Source organism: Candidatus Hydrogenedentota bacterium (assembly GCA_016791475.1).
In the GTDB taxonomy this organism is placed as follows: Bacteria; Hydrogenedentota; Hydrogenedentia; order Hydrogenedentales; family JAEUWI01; genus JAEUWI01.
In genome coordinates this window covers 14871-32491 of the sequence record JAEUWI010000071.1, presented here as the reverse complement: position 1 = coordinate 32491, position 17621 = coordinate 14871, and the positions used below count along the sequence as shown (strand labels likewise).

General features: G+C 60.3%; 15 protein-coding genes and 1 pseudogene. 4 read left to right on the top strand and 12 right to left on the bottom strand.

From position 1 onward, the window contains the following. Positions 1-406 precede the first annotated feature (406 nt). From JNK74_25255 to JNK74_25205, 11 genes and pseudogenes are all read right to left on the bottom strand, one after another. The gene (locus JNK74_25255; protein MBL7649498.1) at positions 407-1003 is read right to left on the bottom strand and encodes a nucleoside deaminase; all 597 of its coding nucleotides are present in this window, start codon (positions 1001-1003) and stop codon (positions 407-409) included. A 54-nt stretch (positions 1004-1057) separates the two neighbouring features. Continuing rightward, positions 1058-1168, bottom strand: a pseudogene (locus tag JNK74_25250) (DUF3465 domain-containing protein). An 88-nt stretch (positions 1169-1256) separates the two neighbouring features. Further along, positions 1257-1649, bottom strand: a complete 393-nt coding sequence (locus JNK74_25245) for a PIN domain-containing protein (protein ID MBL7649497.1) — start codon at positions 1647-1649, stop codon at positions 1257-1259. Continuing rightward, entirely contained in the window at positions 1646-1852 is a 207-nt protein-coding gene (locus tag JNK74_25240; GenBank protein MBL7649496.1) for a type II toxin-antitoxin system VapB family antitoxin, read from the bottom strand. Before JNK74_25240 ends, JNK74_25245 begins: the two co-directional genes overlap by 4 nt. A gap of 75 nt (positions 1853-1927) precedes the next feature. After that, positions 1928-2431, bottom strand: coding sequence for a DUF3465 domain-containing protein (locus JNK74_25235; protein MBL7649495.1), 504 nt, complete (start codon positions 2429-2431; stop codon positions 1928-1930). A gap of 85 nt (positions 2432-2516) precedes the next feature. Then, positions 2517-4163, bottom strand: a complete 1647-nt coding sequence (locus tag JNK74_25230; GenBank protein MBL7649494.1) for a hypothetical protein — start codon at positions 4161-4163, stop codon at positions 2517-2519. 25 nt (positions 4164-4188) lie between these two features. Then, the gene (locus JNK74_25225; GenBank protein ID MBL7649493.1) at positions 4189-4596 is read right to left on the bottom strand and encodes a type II toxin-antitoxin system VapC family toxin; all 408 of its coding nucleotides are present in this window, start codon (positions 4594-4596) and stop codon (positions 4189-4191) included. Next, on the bottom strand, positions 4593-4826 hold the full coding sequence (locus JNK74_25220; GenBank protein ID MBL7649492.1) for a hypothetical protein: 234 nt from the start codon (positions 4824-4826) through the stop codon (positions 4593-4595). Before JNK74_25220 ends, JNK74_25225 begins: the two co-directional genes overlap by 4 nt. A gap of 326 nt (positions 4827-5152) precedes the next feature. Next, positions 5153-7006 carry a pyrroloquinoline quinone-dependent dehydrogenase gene (locus JNK74_25215; GenBank protein ID MBL7649491.1) on the bottom strand — a complete coding sequence of 618 codons (1854 nt, stop codon included), beginning with the start codon at positions 7004-7006 and terminating at the stop codon, positions 5153-5155. Positions 7007-7176: 170 nt separating this feature from the next. Continuing rightward, a complete protein-coding gene (gene aqpZ, locus JNK74_25210; GenBank protein MBL7649490.1) occupies positions 7177-7863 on the bottom strand; it encodes an aquaporin Z in 687 nt (228 codons plus the stop codon). A 144-nt stretch (positions 7864-8007) separates the two neighbouring features. After that, positions 8008-9030 carry a phosphotransferase gene (locus JNK74_25205; protein MBL7649489.1) on the bottom strand — a complete coding sequence of 341 codons (1023 nt, stop codon included), beginning with the start codon at positions 9028-9030 and terminating at the stop codon, positions 8008-8010. 305 nt (positions 9031-9335) lie between these two features. Here JNK74_25205 and JNK74_25200 point away from each other — a divergent pair, with 305 nt between their 5' ends. From JNK74_25200 to JNK74_25185, 4 genes are all read left to right on the top strand, one after another. Beyond that, positions 9336-9998 (top strand): ABC transporter ATP-binding protein, encoded by a 663-nt coding sequence (locus JNK74_25200; protein ID MBL7649488.1) that lies wholly within the window; start codon positions 9336-9338, stop codon positions 9996-9998. Next, on the top strand, positions 9995-11332 hold the full coding sequence (locus JNK74_25195; GenBank protein MBL7649487.1) for an ABC transporter permease: 1338 nt from the start codon (positions 9995-9997) through the stop codon (positions 11330-11332). The genes JNK74_25200 and JNK74_25195 overlap by 4 nt, the downstream gene beginning before the upstream one ends. A 40-nt stretch (positions 11333-11372) precedes the next feature. Beyond that, a complete protein-coding gene (locus JNK74_25190; protein MBL7649486.1) occupies positions 11373-11999 on the top strand; it encodes a DUF3299 domain-containing protein in 627 nt (208 codons plus the stop codon). Positions 12000-12221: 222 nt separating this feature from the next. Continuing rightward, entirely contained in the window at positions 12222-13403 is a 1182-nt protein-coding gene (locus JNK74_25185) for an alanine--glyoxylate aminotransferase family protein (protein MBL7649485.1), read from the top strand. Between the two features lie 831 nt (positions 13404-14234). On the opposite strand, the gene JNK74_25180 is transcribed toward JNK74_25185, so the two are convergent. After that, a complete protein-coding gene (locus JNK74_25180) occupies positions 14235-17558 on the bottom strand; it encodes a DUF3160 domain-containing protein (GenBank protein ID MBL7649484.1) in 3324 nt (1107 codons plus the stop codon). Positions 17559-17621 lie beyond the last annotated feature (63 nt).

Sequence of the window (17621 nt, the reverse complement as noted above, 5' to 3'; positions counted from 1 at the left end):
AATTTGGCGCTACGTCAACAGCTAACTATCTGCTACACAAACAATTGCAAAGAATCGAAAACTGGGGATCACTCAGGATAAGGATTTGGGGGTGAAGAAGCGCCTCAAGGCTAGTTTGAGAGGCTATCCAAGCCAACAAGACCCGTCCTCTGAAACCGAATGTTGGAAACAAACTGATGCGTTATGTGCCGTATTGGGCCAGATTTGTTTGATCGATTTCGCCTGCGAATCGACGCAATTGGTGTAAGTTGTTTAATAACAATTTCTTCCGTATTTGATGGATGTTTGATGAGCATGTTCAGAATCAAAACGAATACAGCCGCAATCAGATGTGCTGAGAATGCGCAGTGGACCACAATTACTCCTTAGCAAGTCGAGTTTGTGCCCAGTTATGGCATTATAAACTTCAGGCGGAGTTCCCCATATGCCCGCCGTTGTAGATACTTCCACCCAGGTCCCGGTAGACCTCCAGCACCGCACGAGCCGCCTTGCGCTGAACGTCTGTGACCACTTCGATGCCGCGATCCCGTAATCCGCCCTGCCAATCGGCGGCCTTCTGCCCTTCATCGAAGCCGACGGCCCGCGCATCGCAGTCCCGCGCCCCGGTGATGACCCGTCGCACACCCGACCAGGGAATGGCGCCGAGGCACATGGCGCAGGGTTCGGTGCTGGTCACGAGGGTGTGTGCTGGCAGGTCAGGTCGCCCCAGGTCGTACGTGCGAAGTTTGAGTTGCGCCAGGGCAATCGCCACCATTTCCGCATGGAGCATGGAGGCGTTTCGGGTGGTGACGAGGTTGACGCCGAGGGAGACCAGCGCGCCGGAGGCCGATTCGAAGATGGCTGCGGCGAAGGGGCCCCCGGTCCGCCGCTCAATGTTCTGGCGAGCCGCCTCGATCACGAAGTTCATGCAGGCGTCGTACGACGCCATGGGTTCGGCGCTCCGTGCGGAGGCCAGGAGCCAGTCGGGCATTTCAAAGTTCAGGGCGGAGGGTTGGGAAAACACGGCGGGACTTCCTGGGCTGTCGTTGGGTGGCCACATAGGCCGATCTGCCTTTCGCTATTGGTAAACGGCACCCCGATGCCTCAGCCAGCCATGAGTGTGGCGACCAGCCGGATCGTGGTGGGTCCAGTGTATCACGCCACCTTTTTCGTTCCACTCGTAGTCGCCGCAGGACTCGGCTTCCGAATCTGACGCAAATTGTGATGCCTAAAGGAGAGGACGTATCTCTGCGGGGAGAGGTGCAGCAATTGGGGCTCTAAAGATTGTCCGAGGTATCGATTGCGGCACCCATAAGTCGAAAGTGGTCGTCTGCCGTCAGCACGGCAATGTCGTTCCGCCGGGCAACGACCGCCAGTATGGCGTCGGTCACAGGTACGGTCAAACCTTTCTCGCGCAGTCCCCGGAGCAAGTTTCCTGCATCGTCCCAGTCTTGTTCTATGGTGTCTAAACGCTGAACCCTGTCAAGCAGCCAACGCATCTGTCTTTGCTCCCCTGTGCCCTTGAGACCGTGCAACAGTTCTGCGACGACCACGCCGCAAATCCGGGCCTGATCGGCATCCAGCAATTCGTCAACCCGCTCGCCCAGTGGCCGCAATCCGGGACGAAGAAAATCCACCCAGGCGCTGGTATCGACAAGTACGGGCCTCATAGAGGTCTGGTATCCAGCGCACGCAATTCACGCCAGCTCTCGTCGATATCCATCGTGCCTCGCATCGCCCGGATCTGCCGTATTTCCTGCTGGCGTATGTACGCCTTGAGGGCAATGCGGACCGCTTCGGAGCGATTGGATGATTCGGTAAATTGCATCACTTGGTCGAGGAGGGCGTCATCAATATTCAGCGTAGCTCGCATATAATTGACTCCAAAGAGTTGTGATCTCTTTCGTCATTGTATCATACGTTTAATTGCGTGGCGTCTCCCCGCCGCTTATTGATAAAGGCTTCCTTTATGCCGCAGCCAGCCGTGGGCGTGGCGACCAGCCGGATCGTGGTGGGTCCAGTGTATCACGCCGCCTTTTTCGTTCCACTCGTATTCGCCGCAGAACTCGACGGTATCGCCCACCTGGAGATTGGCGATTCGGGGTGCCAGGTCGATGTTGTGCGCTATTAATACCGTTTGGCCGGTGGAGGTCTGAAGGATGAATTTCTGGTGGCGGCTTCCGTTGTTGTCGTCGGGGAGGAGGCGCGAGACGGGCAGCGAACCGGTGATCTGGTAATTGCTGAGGCGCTGCTGGAAGGCCTGGGCAAGGAGGGCGTCGGTGGCGTCGGCCGCCGCCGGGGGCGGAGTCGTGACGGTGGGTGCGTGGGTGCGGGCCACGGTCGCAGCGGGCGGTGGGCTTGCCGTTGGTGTGGCGCGATCGAGCGTTCCGAACACGCCAATCGCGATGAAGCCTATGGCGGCCGCGATGAGTGATTTCTTCAGGATATCCATGGTGGAAAAGTCCCCCCGGGTTCGACCCAAAGCATACAGTTTTGCTGAGTTCAGTTGTGGCGCAGGTGCACGGCAGATAACCTTACTACTCCGCTCGTATGGAGAATATTCTCGCATTGCGCATCACAAAGCGCACGCGCACGAATTCTCCCTCCTGTGCTGCGAGGTCACCGCCGTCGGTCCATGCCAGTACAACATCCGCATGATCGCCCTTGACCGGAAGCGCCTCCGAGAGCCCTCGCCCGGCGATCGCGCCGAATTCCTTGTCCAGCAACTCCGCGCGAATCTCGCCTGTTGCCGAGGTGGTCGCGTTGATCCGAACCTGCTTGCCTCTCAGGCGAAGCGGGGAGGTGGTAAATTCGCCTTCGGATTCAGCCTCGATGGCCACGAGCCGGTCCGCGTCCCACAGGGCCGCGCCGGAATCGCCTTCCTGGAATCTGCTGCGGGGAAACTTGTGGGGGTACTTGTAGCCAGAGTAATAGAGCAGGAATCCCCCATCGGGTTTGCGCACGAGGCCAGGGTGGGGCATGGGGAAGTACGCGTCCCACGCGTCCGCACTGCCGGGCGAAACCAGCGGCGGGCCTGGCGAGAATTCCCAATTTGCACCATCGCGGCTCGTGGCGAGGCGGATGGAACTGCTGTCCGCCTGGCGATCATAGGCGAGACATAAAATGAGTCGCAGGTCCGGCTGACCGGGATAGGGCGTCATGGTGTTGAGATAAAAGTCGGTCCACGGCGCTTCGGACGAATCGGGGCGCAACACGGTGCGCGGCAGCGGGAAATCGTTGAAGTTCTCGCTCTCGCTTCGCGCAATGACACGACGATCAAAGTCCCAGTTGCGCGTGTAGGCAACGTAGCGCTTGATCTCCGTGTCGAAATGCACGACCGTCTGGGTATCGGCATCCTGAAGGAGATTGGGCTCCAGGCCGAGCGTCCACGCGACGCCGTCGGCAGACCAGGCGGGGTAGAGGCAATTGCCCGAGTTGGGGCTGACCCGCGAGCCGAGGGGCTTTCCCGTGCGCGCGACGAAGGCCTGGAGCTTGGCGGGATCGCTGCTCGCGAGCACGGTGCACTTAAAGCGCTCGGCGGGCGGTGCGCTCGGATCGACGAAGACCGTGCCCGAGGCCGCCACGCGCAAGGACTCGGGATGCTGGAAGACGCCGCTGGCCGCAATGGCGTCGTGGTTCGCGAAGAAGGTCAGATTCGAGCCCGATTGCTCATCACGCGCTTCGGGGTTGAGCAGCGGTTTCTTCCAGGTTCCCAGATCCGTCGATTCGGCATAGGCGATGCCGCCCCGGCACTCGTACCAGAGGCGATACAAGCCTGTTTCGGTGTCGTGCAGCAACGTATGGGGCTGAAGTCGGCCCTCCTCCCACGGAAAGTCGCGCGGGAACGTTTCATTGAAGCGCGGCCCCTTGCGGGCGGGTTGTGTCTGAATGCGTACGCCGTGGGCGAGGCCAACGGGCATCGCGCGCACGTCTTCCGCGCGCTCAATGTCGTGGGGATCGTTCAGGGGTGCGGGCTCGCCATCGGGACCCACCCAGGCGACATGACCGGCTTCCACCAGGGACCAGTCAACGAAAGGAAGGGGCTGTGCGGTGAGTTCGAGAGGGTGGACGAGGAAGTCGCGGTTAAGTACGATGTCCGGGGCGGGGTTCTGCGCCGCGACTTCGACCACCAATACAAGACCGATCAGCGAAGCAGCGGCACAGAAGGTGGTCACACTGCGCACAAGATCTTCCTCCCCTAAATCAAGTTCAGCCCAACAGCGAAATGGACCCGAGACCGCGGGCTTTATCGAAGTATTTTTTATCCGCTGTGATTAGCTCCGCACCGTGTTCGAGTGCCACGGCATGGTATAGCGTGTCGAAGAGGTGATGGTTTAGAGTGGCGGACATTTCCGCAGCGCGTCTGTAAATGTGCCAACTGTCGGCCACGACGAATGCCACTTCATCCAGAAGGTCGGCAGCCGACTCGACAAAGAGGGGCTCTTCTCTTGCCAATACCGCCAATACTTCCGCGCACCAGTGAACAGGTTGTACGGTTTGGTCTTCGTCATTTCGGACGCGGCGGAAGATATCCATGGCGGCCTCCACATCTTCTTCGCCCGCTCGATTTTTCAGAAACCACTTGAGGATAACGGAAGCATCAAGTACTCGTTTCATTCCCTCAATTCCTGCCGGGTCCTTAAAATTTCCTCCGTCGAAATCGGCTTGGTCTGCTTCCTGAATTCCAGAATAGCATCCATGGCTTTGGCACGTTGTTCTTTCTTCTTTTTCGCCTCGATGGCGTCTTCCATCAACCGAGTCAGTACGGCGCTCTTGTTCTCGCCCGCGAAGTATTTGTTGAACTCTTCCTTAACCCTGTCGGGCACGCTGAAATTCATAGTAGACATGGGGCTTGCCTCTCTTAAATTGGATGTTGATGCAAAATCTGCACCATCCAGCCCATCGAAAATGGATTCCTGCAATTCCTCTTTAATCTGCAAGATCTCCTCCGTGGAGATAGGTTTCGTTGTCTTCCGAAACGCTAGAATCGCACCAATGGCCTTAATCCGCCGTTCTTTTACGGTTTTTGTTTGCTTCATCTGTTGGATTAAAATGCCAACAAATCGTTCGTGCTATGGCCAGCGGACTTCATTGCGAAATTCTTGAATTTGTTTGTGTTGTTGAAATTTTCAACAACAGTATACCCGAGGCGGGGTAATCTGGCAAACGAAACTTAAGGATTGCCCGGCAGTCGAAACGCGATCACGTAATCCCCGCTGGGACTGCCCGCTTTCCCGCCGCCGCCGGCGAATACCGCCACGTACTGCCTGCCGTCCGCACCGAGCCACGTCACCGGTGCGCCCTGGCCCGGAACTTCGAGGGGAAACTCGGCCAACACCTCGCCGCTCTCCATATCGAAGGCGCGGAGCTTTGCATCGAGCGCCGCCGCCACGAAGAAGAGCCCGCCCGCCGTCACCGTGCCGCCGCCGAAGTTCATTGTGCCGGTCGGCTCTTCGCCCAGGTTGAGCTCCGCGAAATTGCCCAGCGGCTTCTGCCAGACCAGTTCACCCTTCGCGAGATCGATCTTGGTGAGGGTGCCCCAGGGTGGTTTGATCGCGGGTTTGCCTTTGCTATCGAGAAAGTGACGTGCGCTCGGCGTAAAACCAAAGGGTCCGTCGCTGGGCTTGATGGAGGTGACGTAGGGGAGCTCGTTGGCCGTGATGTACATCATCCCGCCGGGTGCGATGGCCGCGCCGGACCAGTTGGCGCCGCCGAGCTGACCGGGGATGACCACGGAGCCCTGGGCCGACGGCGGCGTGAAGGGACCTTCGGAGCGCAAGGTGTCATAGAAGGCTTGAAGCTCTGTGAGCTTGTCGGAGTCGGTTGAATGGAGGTCATCCCGGCTCATGCGGTTGCGCGAAAAGGCGGGAGGCTTCGTGGGGAAAGGCTGCGTGGGCGAAGCCACTTCACCCGGCACGTCACTCGCCGGAACGGGCCGCTCTTCGATGGGGAACAGCGGCTCGCCGCTTACGCGATTGAAGGTGAAGGTCTGGCCGTGCTTGCCCACGACAGCCACCGCCGGAATTGCTTCGCCATTTCGCTCGATTTCGAAAAGGCTGGGCATGGCGGGGGCATCATAGTCCCATAGGTCGTGGTGGACGATCTGAAAGTGCCAGAGGCGTTCGCCGTTGAGCGCGTTCAACGCCACGATGGAATTGCCGAAGAGATTGTCGCCGGGGCGGTCTACGCCCACTTTGTCGCTGTTGGGCGCGCCCACGGGTACGTAGAAAATGCCACGATCCAGGTCCGCACTGATGGGAGCCCAGGGGTTGCAGCCCGCGCGGTTCTTCCAGCTATCACCGCCCCAGGTGTCGTTGCCGAACTGGCCCGGTTGGGGCACCGTGTTAAAGGTCCAGGCGGGCTTGCCCGTGTGGGCGTCGAAGGCGCGCAGGGGCACATAGTGCAGGCGCCGCGCTGAAGTATCGTCGATGCCGTAAGGCTGGAGGAGTACGTCCTTGCAGACTGCGGGGGGCGAACTGAGGAAGAAGAAGGCGCCGCCATCCGGGATGCCCGCGCGGAGGTTCAGGCAGCCCGCGTCGGCGAAAACGGGATCGGGCCGGCGCGTCTTAATGTCGATAGAATAGACGCGTCCATCCCGCACGGGCAGGAAGATGCGCTCTTTCGTGCCGGATTTCCAGTAGGTGACACCCCGGCTGGCCAGACCGCCGCCCGCCGTCTCTTTCAGGTCCAGCGGCGGTTCGGGCGTAAAGCGCCAGGCTTCTTCGCCCGTCGTTGCATCAATGGCGATGAGTCGCGAGAAGGGCGTGATCACGTACATCACACCGTCCACGATCAGCGGCGTGCATTCCGCGTAGTGGGTTTTGCCGGGGCCGATATCACCCGTGCGACAGGTCCAGGCGCGTTCGAGGGCGCCGACATTGTCGCGGTTGATCTGATCCAGGGGAGAGTACCGCGCGCCGCCGGGATCCTGACCGTAATAGCGCCATTCGCTATCAGGGTCTCCAGCCTGGGCTGTGAAGGCGAGGGCCATGGTTGCGAGGAGGGTCGCGGTGCGTGTGAAGGTCATGGGTGCGGCTCCGGTTGGTGAAGGGGGCCACTGGAGTATGCACGGGGCGTGCCGGGCGGTGCAAAAGATCATCGGACGGATCGGACGGATCGGACTGATCTGATCAGTCTGATCGGTCCAATCCGTCCGATGAGCACCTTAAGAAGAAGGCAAGCGCGTCGCGCGCTTGCTCAGGACTTCGACTCGGCCAGCGCCTTGTAGGCCACCGCGCCGATGACCGCGCCGATGATGGGGGCAACCCAGAAGAGCCACAACTGGGCGATGGCCCAATCGCCGACGAAAAGGGCCACGCCGGTGCTGCGGGCGGGGTTGACGGAGGTGTTGGTAACGGGGATGCTGATCAAGTGGATCAGGGTGAGCCCCAGGCCGATGGCGATGGGGGCGAAGCCCTTGGGCGCGCGGTCGTCGGTGGAGCCCATTATGATGAAGAGGAAGAAGGCCGTCATGACGATTTCAGTGACGAGCGCGGCCACCATGGAGTAGCCGCCGGGAGAATGTTCCCCGAAGCCGTTGGAGGCGAAGCCGCCAATCTCCGCGCCGACTTTACCCGTCGCGATGACGTACAGCACGCCGCCCGCTGCGATGGCGCCGAGCACCTGAGAGATGATGTAGGCCGGAAGATCCTTCGCGGGAAAGCGACCGCCCGCCGCGAGGCCGATGGACACCGCCGGGTTCAGGTGACAGCCCGAGATGTGGCCGATGGAGTAGGCCATCGTCAGCACCGTGAGGCCGAAGGCGAAAGAAACGCCGAGGAGGCCAATGCCGACTTCCGGGAAGGCCGCGGCCAGCACCGCGCTTCCGCAACCACCCAAAACCAGCCAGAACGTACCCAGGAATTCCGCACCATATCGGTTCATTGTCGAACCCTTTCCCATTTGCCATTGACGTGCGCGCGAAGAACGGGCGCCTCCCGAACTCGCCGCCGTATTGTCAAGAGTTTACGGGAGTAGTGAAGGAGGGGTCAAGGGAGCTCAGTTGCGCAGGGCAAAGTTCTTCGCTTGCTACTCGCCCCAGCGGGCTTTGCGCGATTGTTCGGCGAGCCAGCGGCATTGCACCGCGAGGCGGTGGAGCCACTGGGCGGCCGTGTAGCCCGCGACGGTGCCGCCCATCTGGGGCGCCTGGTAGGACACGGTGGTGACGTGCTTTACGCCGACGGCGTAGAACAGGGCCACGAGTTCGTTGTAGGTCAGGGTGCGATAGGCCTGGTAGCTGTCCAGAAGCACGTTGACGCGGTGGCTCATTTTCTCGTCGCTGAGGGTCGTGCGGATGCACAGGTTGGAAATAGCGTACGCGATGTCTTCGAGATAGCAGCCGTCGCCGGCGAATTCGAGATCGAGCACCGCGGTGAGTTGTTCGCCTACATAGAGCAGGTTGCCGCCGTGCCAGTCGCCGTGGATCAGCCCGGTCTCAAAGGTGTCCCGCTTCTCCTTGCTCAATACCATCGATGCGTCGTAGAGGAAGCGTGAAATGTGGTTGGCGTAGGTCTCCATGTGTTCCCGCACCCCGTCCTTCTGGGCCAGTTTGAAGAGGCGGTGGAGGGACTCCCGGGGGACTTCGCTGAAGCGCCACTTGCGGGCGTCACGCGGGGGCACCGGTACGTCGCGACATATCTCGTGAAAATGGCCCAGCACGCGGGAAGACGTCTCCAGGGTGCCGGTGGTGACGTGCATTGGTTCGCCCGGCACGAATTCCTGGAGTTCCATCGCCCAGGTATCGGCCTCCACGATGCCCTTGCCGTTGCGGGCCCGCTTGATGTGGGCCACTGGAATGGAATGTTTCGTCAGGTGCGCCGAGAGGTTGTGCTGGAAGCGGAGGTTGTCCAGGACGACGGGATCGCGCTGGTAGGTCTTAACGAGGAATCGGCCGCCATCCGTATCCACCACCATCTTGCGGTGCCGCCGCTGATGGGTGCTTTCCAACTGCCACGGCAACTGAACCTCGCCCAAGTCGTAATTCTCGCGAATTACCGCCTGGATGATCTCCATGCCGGAAAGCTTTGGAGTTATACGCGTATCGATTCCCATGTATGAATAAAGTTCCGATTCGACTTTGCCCTGGCAGACGAACACACTACACTATAACGCACGGACGTACCATCCACAAGTAATATCATCCTCTTCACTCTCCACACTATTTACAGTTCGGCCGGGTGGAAGGAGACGGGCGCGATATAGCATACTACGCGTTCGCGTCCACCGCAGTGTTGGTCCCGGGCATACGCGAGGGTACGTCCCCGTACCGGCATGCGCTTGAAAAACGCTCCAAGAGAATATAGGATCAGTGTTTTAACGATAACCTGTTCTCATTTATATCAGGAATACGTCCTTACATGGTCACGATAGAGCAGTGCCGGCGAAAGCTTGGCCCAGGCGCCCATTTTTTTTGCGAGCATTTCCATGCGGCCGAGGGGGATCATGTGGCCCTCTGGGGACCGAGCGGTTGCGGGAAGAGCACCATGCTCAACCTCGTTTCCGGGCTGCTCCGCCCCGACTCCGGCAAGGTGATAGTCGATGGGACCGAAATCCAGGCCCTGAGCGAAGGTAAGCTGGACTATTTCCGGGGGGACCGATTGGGTTTCGTGTTTCAGACCTTCAATCTCCTTTCGCCTTTCACCGCATTGCAGAATGTGATGCTCTCCATGCGCTTCAGCGACAAAGTGCCCTCGGGCGAATGGAAAAGCCGGTCCACCATGCTGCTGGAGCGGGTGGGGCTGGGCCACCGGCTGCACAGCAAGCCGCGGACGATGAGCGTGGGGGAGCAGCAGCGCGTGGCGATTGCCCGGGCCCTGGCGAACCACCAGCGCATTATCGTGGCGGACGAGCCCACGGGGAGTCTTGACCCCAAGAACGCGGCGGAGGTGATGAACCTGTTCCTCGAAATATGTACGGAAGAGAAGGTGACCATGCTGCTGGTGACCCATGACAAGGAACTGGCCGCCCGACTTCCCATCCAGTTCGAGTGCAAGGGCCTGGTGACGGAGGAAGCGCAATGAGCCTGTGGCAAATCGCCTGGAGCTACCTCTGGAACCGCAAATTGACGACGGTGCTGACGATCCTTTCCGTGGCGCTCGCAGTGGGCCTGATCTCCTCAGTGCTCAGCCTGCGCCAGCAGTTGGAACAGCGCTTCGCGGAAGAGGGCCAGGCCTTCGACCTGGTGGTCGGCCCAAAAGGCAGCCCCCTGTCGCTGGTGCTGGGCAGTGTCTACTTCATGGACTCCGCCATCGGCGCCATGGATCTGGCCGACTTCTATAAGCTGAAGAACGACAAGGATTTCGTCAAGGACATCTTCCCCATTGGCCTCGGCGACACCTACGGCGGTTTCCGGATCGTGGGCACCACGCCGGAGTTGCTGCACCACGAGTGGGTGGGCTCCATCAGCGGTGAAGTGCGTCGGCCTTTTGTGCTGCGAGACGGCCGCGCCTTCGAGGCGCCCATGGAGGCGGTCGTCGGTGCGGTTGCCGCGGCCAAGCTGGGGCTGAAAATTGGCGACACCTTTGAGAGTATCCACGGATCCTTCAATATTTCCGAGGATCTTCAGGAGTTTGATCACAGCGGCCATCCCTACACCGTCGTTGGTATCCTGGAGACCAGCGGCTCGCCCTTCGACCGCGCGATCTATTGCAGCATCGAATCGGTCTGGAACGCCCACGGCCACGAAGGGTCGATCGCGGCAGGCGGCGAGCCCCATGAGCACCACGAAGGCGACGGTCACGATCACGCCGCGGAAGGCCATACCGAAGCCGGGCATGCCGAGGAAGGTCACGCCGACGGCGACGGCCTGACCATCAGCGCGGCGCTGTTGCAGTTGCACAGCCCGGCCCAGCGCTTTGAATACGAAGGCTGGATCAACGAAAACACCAACGCCATGGCGGCCGTACCGATCCAGATCATCAGTGATTTCTTCAAAGACTTCCTCGATCCGATCAAGGGGCTGATGCTGGCCACGGGCTATCTGGTGGTGGTGATCTCGGCCCTGAGCATCCTGATCGGTCTTTACCTAAGCATCATTCAGCGTCGCCGCGATCTGGCCATCATGCGCGCCCTCGGCGCCAGCTCCACGGAGATATTCGGGGCGGTGCTTATCGAAGCGCTTCTGGTCACGCTGCTGGGCATCGCCGCCGGGTGGCTCTTTGGCAATCTGGTGATCGTTGTCATGGGCCAGATTCTGGCGCGCGACTACGGCCTGGTAATTACGCCTTTCGGCCTCAGCGGCGAAGAGATTCGCGCATTCGCCTCCGTGGCCCTGGTCGGGCTGATTGCGGGCATACTCCCGGCCTGGCAGGCGTATAATGGCGACGTGGCCAACGATCTGGCCGACCGCCAATAACGATATAATCATCCCGTCATCATAAGGAATTGGAAGTAGCATGAGACAACGAGCGAAACGCGATTTGATAGCCCTGGGTGGCGTGGTGATAGTTATAGCCGTGCTGATCGTGTTGAACTACACCTTCAGTCTTTCGGATCTCGTCGAGAAGTACGACCAGATACGAAAAACCGCCGAGGCCGCCCGTGAAAAGGATGGGATGGACATCCTCAAGTGGCACCACATGCGCGCCACCGACGGCAACCTGCGCAGCGGCGCAAGCTTCACCGACGAGCTCAAGGCCTACAACAACAAACAGGTCAACCTCATCGGTTTCATGGTGCCCGAGAACGAATTCCGCGATGTGAAGGAATTCCTCATGCTGCCCCTGCCCATCGAGTGCTACTTCTGCAAGCGCCCGCCCGTGCACGACGTCATGGCGATCAAGATGGAGGAAGGGACCACCACTCGTATTTTCGAGGGTCCAATTCTGGTTAATGGCGTGCTTCGCCTTCATGAGGGCCCCAAGCAGAAATACTTCTACTCCATCGACCACGCGGCGCTGGAGTCCGCCGAGAAGGGCGGGCAGTTGAAGACCCGGTACATCCCGCCGGAGCACATGCTGTCCGGACACGAAAAGGAAGTGGTGCTCGACGAAGGCATCGACGTGGACAAGCTGGGCAAGTAGGCCGCAATTCGGGAGCATGGACTTCCCAGTCCGTGTTCATCGCGCGCCTTTGGCGCACTGTACGCGGGTAAGTCTGGGACGCGCCGTCAGCGGGAAAACCAGCGATCCCGTCTTCCCCACGTGGAATCGGCCTCCGAATCCCGCTTATACTAAGGCTATCAACCCCAACGTCATTTCCAAGCCGCGCCTTGCGCGGCCCTGTTTTATGGAGAGCATACCCCCATGGCCATCACGTCTTTTTCACCGCCCGTCCGCACCCTCATGGGCCCCGGCCCCTCCGATATCAGCCCCCGCGTGCTCGCGGCCATGGCCAAGCCCACCCTGGGCCATTTGGACCCCGCCTTCATCGAGATGATGGACGAGATGAAACAGCTCCTCCAATATGCTTATCAGACGAAAAACGAAATGACCCTGCCCATCTCTGCGCCCGGCTCCGCCGGTATGGAGTGCTGCTTCGTTAACCTCGTGGAACGGGGCGACAAGGTCATCGTCTGTAAGAACGGCGTTTTCAGCACGCGCATGATCGAGAACGTGGAGCGTTGCGGCGCCCAGCCCATTATCGTGGAAGACGCCTGGGGCAGCCCGGCCGATCCGAACAAGCTGGAAGACGCCCTGAAGGCGAATCCCGATGCGAAGATCGCGGCCTTCGTCCACGCCGAGACGGCCACGGGCGCGCGCTCCGACGTGAAGACCCTCACGGAAATCGCGCACAAACACGGCGCGATGGTGATCGTTGATGCGGTGACTGCCCTGGGCGGCATCGAGCTGCGCGTGGATGACTGGGGCATCGACGCGATTTATTCCGGCAGCCAGAAGTGTCTCTCCTGCACGCCCGGCCTCTCGCCCGTGAGCTTCGGCGAGCGCGCCGTGGAGCATCTCAAGGCCCGCAAGACCAAAATCGAGAGCTGGTTCCTCGATCAGACCCTCGTCATGGGCTACTGGGGCAACGGCGGCGGCAAGCGTGCTTACCACCACACCGCGCCCATCAATGCGCTGTATGGACTCCACGAAGCCCTGGTTTTGCTGCAGGACGAAGGCTTGGAGAATTCCTGGGCGCGCCACTTGAATAACCACAACGCCCTCAAGGCGGGCCTCGAAGCCATGGGCCTCGAAATGCCCGTGGACCCGTCCTGCCGCCTGCCCCAGCTTAACGTCGTAAAGATTCCCGAAGGCATCGACGACGGCGCGGTGCGCACGGCCCTGCTCACCGAATACAGCCTCGAAATCGGCGCGGGCCTCGGCGCGGGCGCGGGCAAAGTCTGGCGCATCGGCCTCATGGGCCATGCCAGCTCCAAGAAAAACGTGATCCTTTGCCTCACGGCGCTGGACAGCGTGCTCACGCGTATGGGCGCGCCCATCCACAGCGGCGCAGGCGCCCAGGCGGCGGTGGCGTATTACAACTGAGTGGGTGATGGCGAAATGCCGGAGACACCACCCGCGGTTTACAGAGACGACAGCGACATCAGGGACGGCAGGATCGAGGAGATCCTGCCGTTACTGTTGACCCTGAAGTCCCTGCCGTCCTTGTGACCACCGGACAGCGGCCCCAAGCAGCCAAGCCCTCCCCGGATGCCACCCACTATCGCCGATCCGCCGCAGGAGGACGGGCCGCCCCGGGCGGCCGACAGCTCGCGATTGATGGGTAGTCTGTTTTCGCCCCGAAGGGCCAGCGCAGCTTCCAGCCCTGGGCAACGGCCAGGGAAAAAGCCGCGTTAGATTTATCGCCCTGAAAGGGCAGCGCAGTTGGGTGGCGAGATTTGGACCATCCGGAAACTTCGCTGCCCTTACAGGGCGATGTCTTCGTCGGGCCGCACTGTTCCCTGGGCGTTGCCCAGGGCGGGAAGCTGCACTGGCCTTTCAGGCCGGGGAGACCGAAGGCCCAATTGTTCAGGCCCACGCCGGGTAATCGGACGCCAGACAACGTCCTGTACACGCCATCATTCAAGAACACCACGGACGTGCCACGCGATCCGGCAACGCCGGTTCGTGTGCCTCGCGTATAGAATACCGAGGTTACGAATATTGCTCTGACCAAGCGGTTTGTTCGTCGGGCGAGGAGCATTGTACCCAATTGCAGAACTTGCCGTAGGTCAAAAGGGCCGTTCGAGTTGCCATTGGCGCATCAAGGCTTCCACACCACGGACACACGAACCGGCGTGGCCGGGTCGCGTGGCACCCTTGAGAGGGCTTCTCGTTTGGCCTGGAACCGCGGTGCTTCTCTTCGTCTCCCCGCAATCAGGGCCCTCCCGGCGCGGAAAGGGCACGAGGCGGGCCCGGCCTGCCAAAACCATGATCATCGTCCTCATAATCACTGGGAAGGGGTTGTTCTTGAAGATAGGCAATCCACTCCGCCAACTTCGCATCGCGGTCGGCCAGACTCGCGGAGGGCGGAAGGCCGGGATGGCCCGGAATGTCGGTGTCTGCCAGAATGCCAAGCACGATGTCGCACACGCGGAGTCCGCCGCCGCCAAACGACGACGTGTGCTCCAGTAGCCGGATCAGGGCATTGCCGGGGGATGACGAATCGGGAATTTCGCGATCATACATGTACGTGCGGAAAGAACTTTTCAACACCGGGTCCAAATGCGGTGAACCTGCGGAATTGGCAAGGACATCGGTCGACTCGTCCGTGCCGATGGTTGCTAGAGCTTTCAGAATGATCGCGGTCGTCTGGCGGTCGGCATGATTCAACGACTCTGCGAGAAAGGGCACCGCACCTTCCAAGCGGAGATCCATTATTATCTCGGCGATTTCCTTCATCAACTCGACCTGGAATTGAACCCACCGATACTCGGCCATCGATTTATGACCATAAAAGTGTCCCAGCGTGTTGGAATCCTTCATTGCCCTCTCCTGAAGAGTCTCTGACTCCCGCCGGAGCGTGTCGCGATTGCTGTCGTAGCTCACCCAATCAAAGGTTGCCAGGGCTTCCAGCACTGCCGCGTCGAGCTGTGCGGACCATTGTTCCCGCTGGGCTTCGGTTTCGGTTGTGGATAAGTGCTGAAACGCCACGGAATCGAGGTTCCAGCGTCTCCAAATCGTCGCGAGCGTATGGAGGTATTTGAATTGCATCGCGCCCTCCTCGGTGCTTGCGTTTTTCAACAGGTCGGGGGTGCAATCCAGCGAAGCCTTGCTTCGAATTAGATCAAGAAGCTCGCATTTCAAGATCGGATCAGCGCAACGTGTAATTGCCTCGATTGCGATAGTGGCCAGTATGTCGGACTTGTATCCACTAAAGACAAATCCCACCATTTTCGCCCGAATCGCATTGGTGGTGGTCATGATATCCACCAACTCCTGCAAGTCCTCCTCGCGCACATTGCCGCTAATCGCCACAGCCGCGACCTCCGGACTGGGTGTTTTCGTTCCTCTCGCCCCCGCAGTATCGAGATCTCCGCTGCGAATCATGTTCACCAAAATGGGATTCACCACATCCGGCGCGCGCCGCGCCGCAGAATAAAAGAGATACGCAACATTCTCTTTCTCCAAGGACGGGCTATCCGGGCGCACATTTTCTACCAGATAGGCATCCAACGCGGGATCCTGAATAAACTCCAGCCCGCTCACGTACTCGCCGTTTCGCAGGCGCGCAATGACATCCTGAACATCGTGCCCGCCCGCGACGAAGGAGCCCGACCAGGCGGGCAGCTCGGGCACCCGCCCCTCGTCCCATTGTTCACGCCATTCCTCGTCGTTCAGCCGCGCCGATATCGGCTGCTGGAATTCATAGTACGAGTAAACGCTTCCAACGAGCAGGTGGGGCTTGCCTCCGTGCTCCAGGATCACGTAGATGGGCATCGCGCCGCCCGTGGCGACCTCGAGACATTGTCCCGTATCGGCGTAGGTGTAGACATCCATCACGAGAGACATCCAGGACGATCCTGGATTGCGAGAATTCCCGCCCTCCATTCCGTGAAGTTTTTTGAGAACGATGCCATAGTTCTTCAAGAGATGGCGCTCGTTTTCGCTGAGTGGATCTCCGGCGAGTTCTTTGCGCACGATTTCAGCCAGCTCCCCGACCAGGGACCCAAACTGTTCGAACTTGTCCAAGTCCGCCAAGCCAGCCTCACCAAACAATGTAGTGGTTCGTGTGACGATATCCGTCATCTGCGAGAAAAATGTGGGATTGGGTTCCACATAGCCGGGGGGCGGGTCCTCAGGATCAAAGTCTTCACCTCCCCTCATCATATTGGACTGCTTAGCGTGCAGCGCCCAGGTGTGGCGGGTGGAGGCCCAGGCCGCTAGGGAGGTCATGAGGTTCTTGTCCCCGTATGCCGAGGTTCGGGCGAAGGGGGCGGCCTGCTCGACGGGCGGCGCGGTGAGGGTTTCGGCGAGCCGCAATATGGCGGCATAGTGGGTGTCGCTATCGCGCTTATAGGTGCTCACGACTCCCCTGGATTTGGCCGCCGCAGCGCTATAGTCCGGCTGGCTTCCCTCGGGCGTGCCAGCCATCAATTCCGCCGCGCGGGCCGATCCATTGGCCGCCATAAGATCGAGGCCCGAAGGAAATACCCGACGGGCAACATTGGGTTCGACCAGCGCGAGAAAGATTTCGCTGTCGGGTAAGTACCGCTTGCCCATGAAACGCATGCCCTTGGTTTGCGCCACCCATTCGCTCTTTTCCGCCACCGTGAGCATGGAGTTGATCCTGGGGTCACGCAATTCCTCGCGCAAGCGTGCTATCGCGTCCGCAAGCGCGGCGGGCGAATCGAGCATACCTATACCGGGCAGATGCGCGCCGTACTCCTCGGGCGTCAGATCGTCGCAGGGGCCGAGGAAGCGGGTGTAGAGCCTGTCCAGCTTCCGCCAGCGCTGCTGCGCGTCCTGCGTATCCTGCAGGGCTTTGGATAGCATCAGTGCGGCCAGCGTCTGCACGTCGCTGCCGAGGAGGAAGGCCGCATTGCCGAACCAGCTCATGGCGCGGAAATAGCGCTGCAACTCCGGCGACTCGGTGTAGAAGCCGCGCGGCTTGTATTGGGAGTAGTCCACCTCTTCCCCGAACAATCGCGACGCTCCGAAGCCGTCCGCGTTCAGGATAGCCGCGACCTCGGCAGCAACCCCCTCCGGCAGACCCGCCGGGACCGAATCACCCGCCAGGAGGACTTCCGCCACCTGAAGATAGGCCAGGGCGAGGGCTTTCGCCTCCGCAGCAAGCGGGGCCAGTGCACCGGTTGCGACTGCATCCGGCGGCTGGGCCTCCAGACTTGCGCGCAGGGCAGCCAGCATGAGGTTTACCTCGCCTGCCGCACGGGTTTCCACCAGTTTCAGGTGGTCCTCCAGGAGCACATGAAAGGTCCGATGTACCGAATCGGCGGTGACAAAGTGGGGGAGGTTATCGTTCAGATAGGGGACAAAAATGTGATGCTGAAACTCGCGGGTGACGACAAAGCCATTCTTCGACAGGAGGTCCTTGCCCGCGTCGGGTCCACTATAGTGTGCGATGCCCTGCACGACCGACAAATCCACGAAGAGCGGCGCCTCTCCGAGTATCGGTGACGCGATAAGAAGTATCGCCCCAAGCACAACACGCCCGACCCCACCCATCCAACGCTCCCTCATGGCACCACCCTTTCCTGTCCGCTTCGATTTCACGATGGGTTCAATATGCCTTCTATGGCCTCG

Excerpts from the sequence above, each read along its gene's own strand:
- JNK74_25245 (MBL7649497.1), bottom strand. The coding sequence starts at position 1,649 with ATGAGGCCCGTACTTGTCGATACCAGCGCCTGGGTGGATTTTCTTCGT.
- JNK74_25240 (MBL7649496.1), bottom strand. The coding sequence starts at position 1,852 with ATGCGAGCTACGCTGAATATTGATGACGCCCTCCTCGACCAAGTGATG.
- JNK74_25235 (MBL7649495.1), bottom strand. The coding sequence starts at position 2,431 with ATGGATATCCTGAAGAAATCACTCATCGCGGCCGCCATAGGCTTCATC.
- JNK74_25225 (MBL7649493.1), bottom strand. The coding sequence starts at position 4,596 with ATGAAACGAGTACTTGATGCTTCCGTTATCCTCAAGTGGTTTCTGAAA.
- JNK74_25220 (MBL7649492.1), bottom strand. The coding sequence starts at position 4,826 with ATGTCTACTATGAATTTCAGCGTGCCCGACAGGGTTAAGGAAGAGTTC.
- JNK74_25215 (MBL7649491.1), bottom strand. The coding sequence starts at position 7,006 with ATGACCTTCACACGCACCGCGACCCTCCTCGCAACCATGGCCCTCGCC.
- aqpZ (MBL7649490.1), bottom strand. The coding sequence starts at position 7,863 with ATGAACCGATATGGTGCGGAATTCCTGGGTACGTTCTGGCTGGTTTTG.
- JNK74_25205 (MBL7649489.1), bottom strand. The coding sequence starts at position 9,030 with ATGGGAATCGATACGCGTATAACTCCAAAGCTTTCCGGCATGGAGATC.
- JNK74_25200 (MBL7649488.1), top strand. The coding sequence starts at position 9,336 with ATGGTCACGATAGAGCAGTGCCGGCGAAAGCTTGGCCCAGGCGCCCAT.
- JNK74_25195 (MBL7649487.1), top strand. The coding sequence starts at position 9,995 with ATGAGCCTGTGGCAAATCGCCTGGAGCTACCTCTGGAACCGCAAATTG.
- JNK74_25190 (MBL7649486.1), top strand. The coding sequence starts at position 11,373 with ATGAGACAACGAGCGAAACGCGATTTGATAGCCCTGGGTGGCGTGGTG.
- JNK74_25185 (MBL7649485.1), top strand. The coding sequence starts at position 12,222 with ATGGCCATCACGTCTTTTTCACCGCCCGTCCGCACCCTCATGGGCCCC.
- JNK74_25180 (MBL7649484.1), bottom strand. The coding sequence starts at position 17,558 with ATGAGGGAGCGTTGGATGGGTGGGGTCGGGCGTGTTGTGCTTGGGGCG.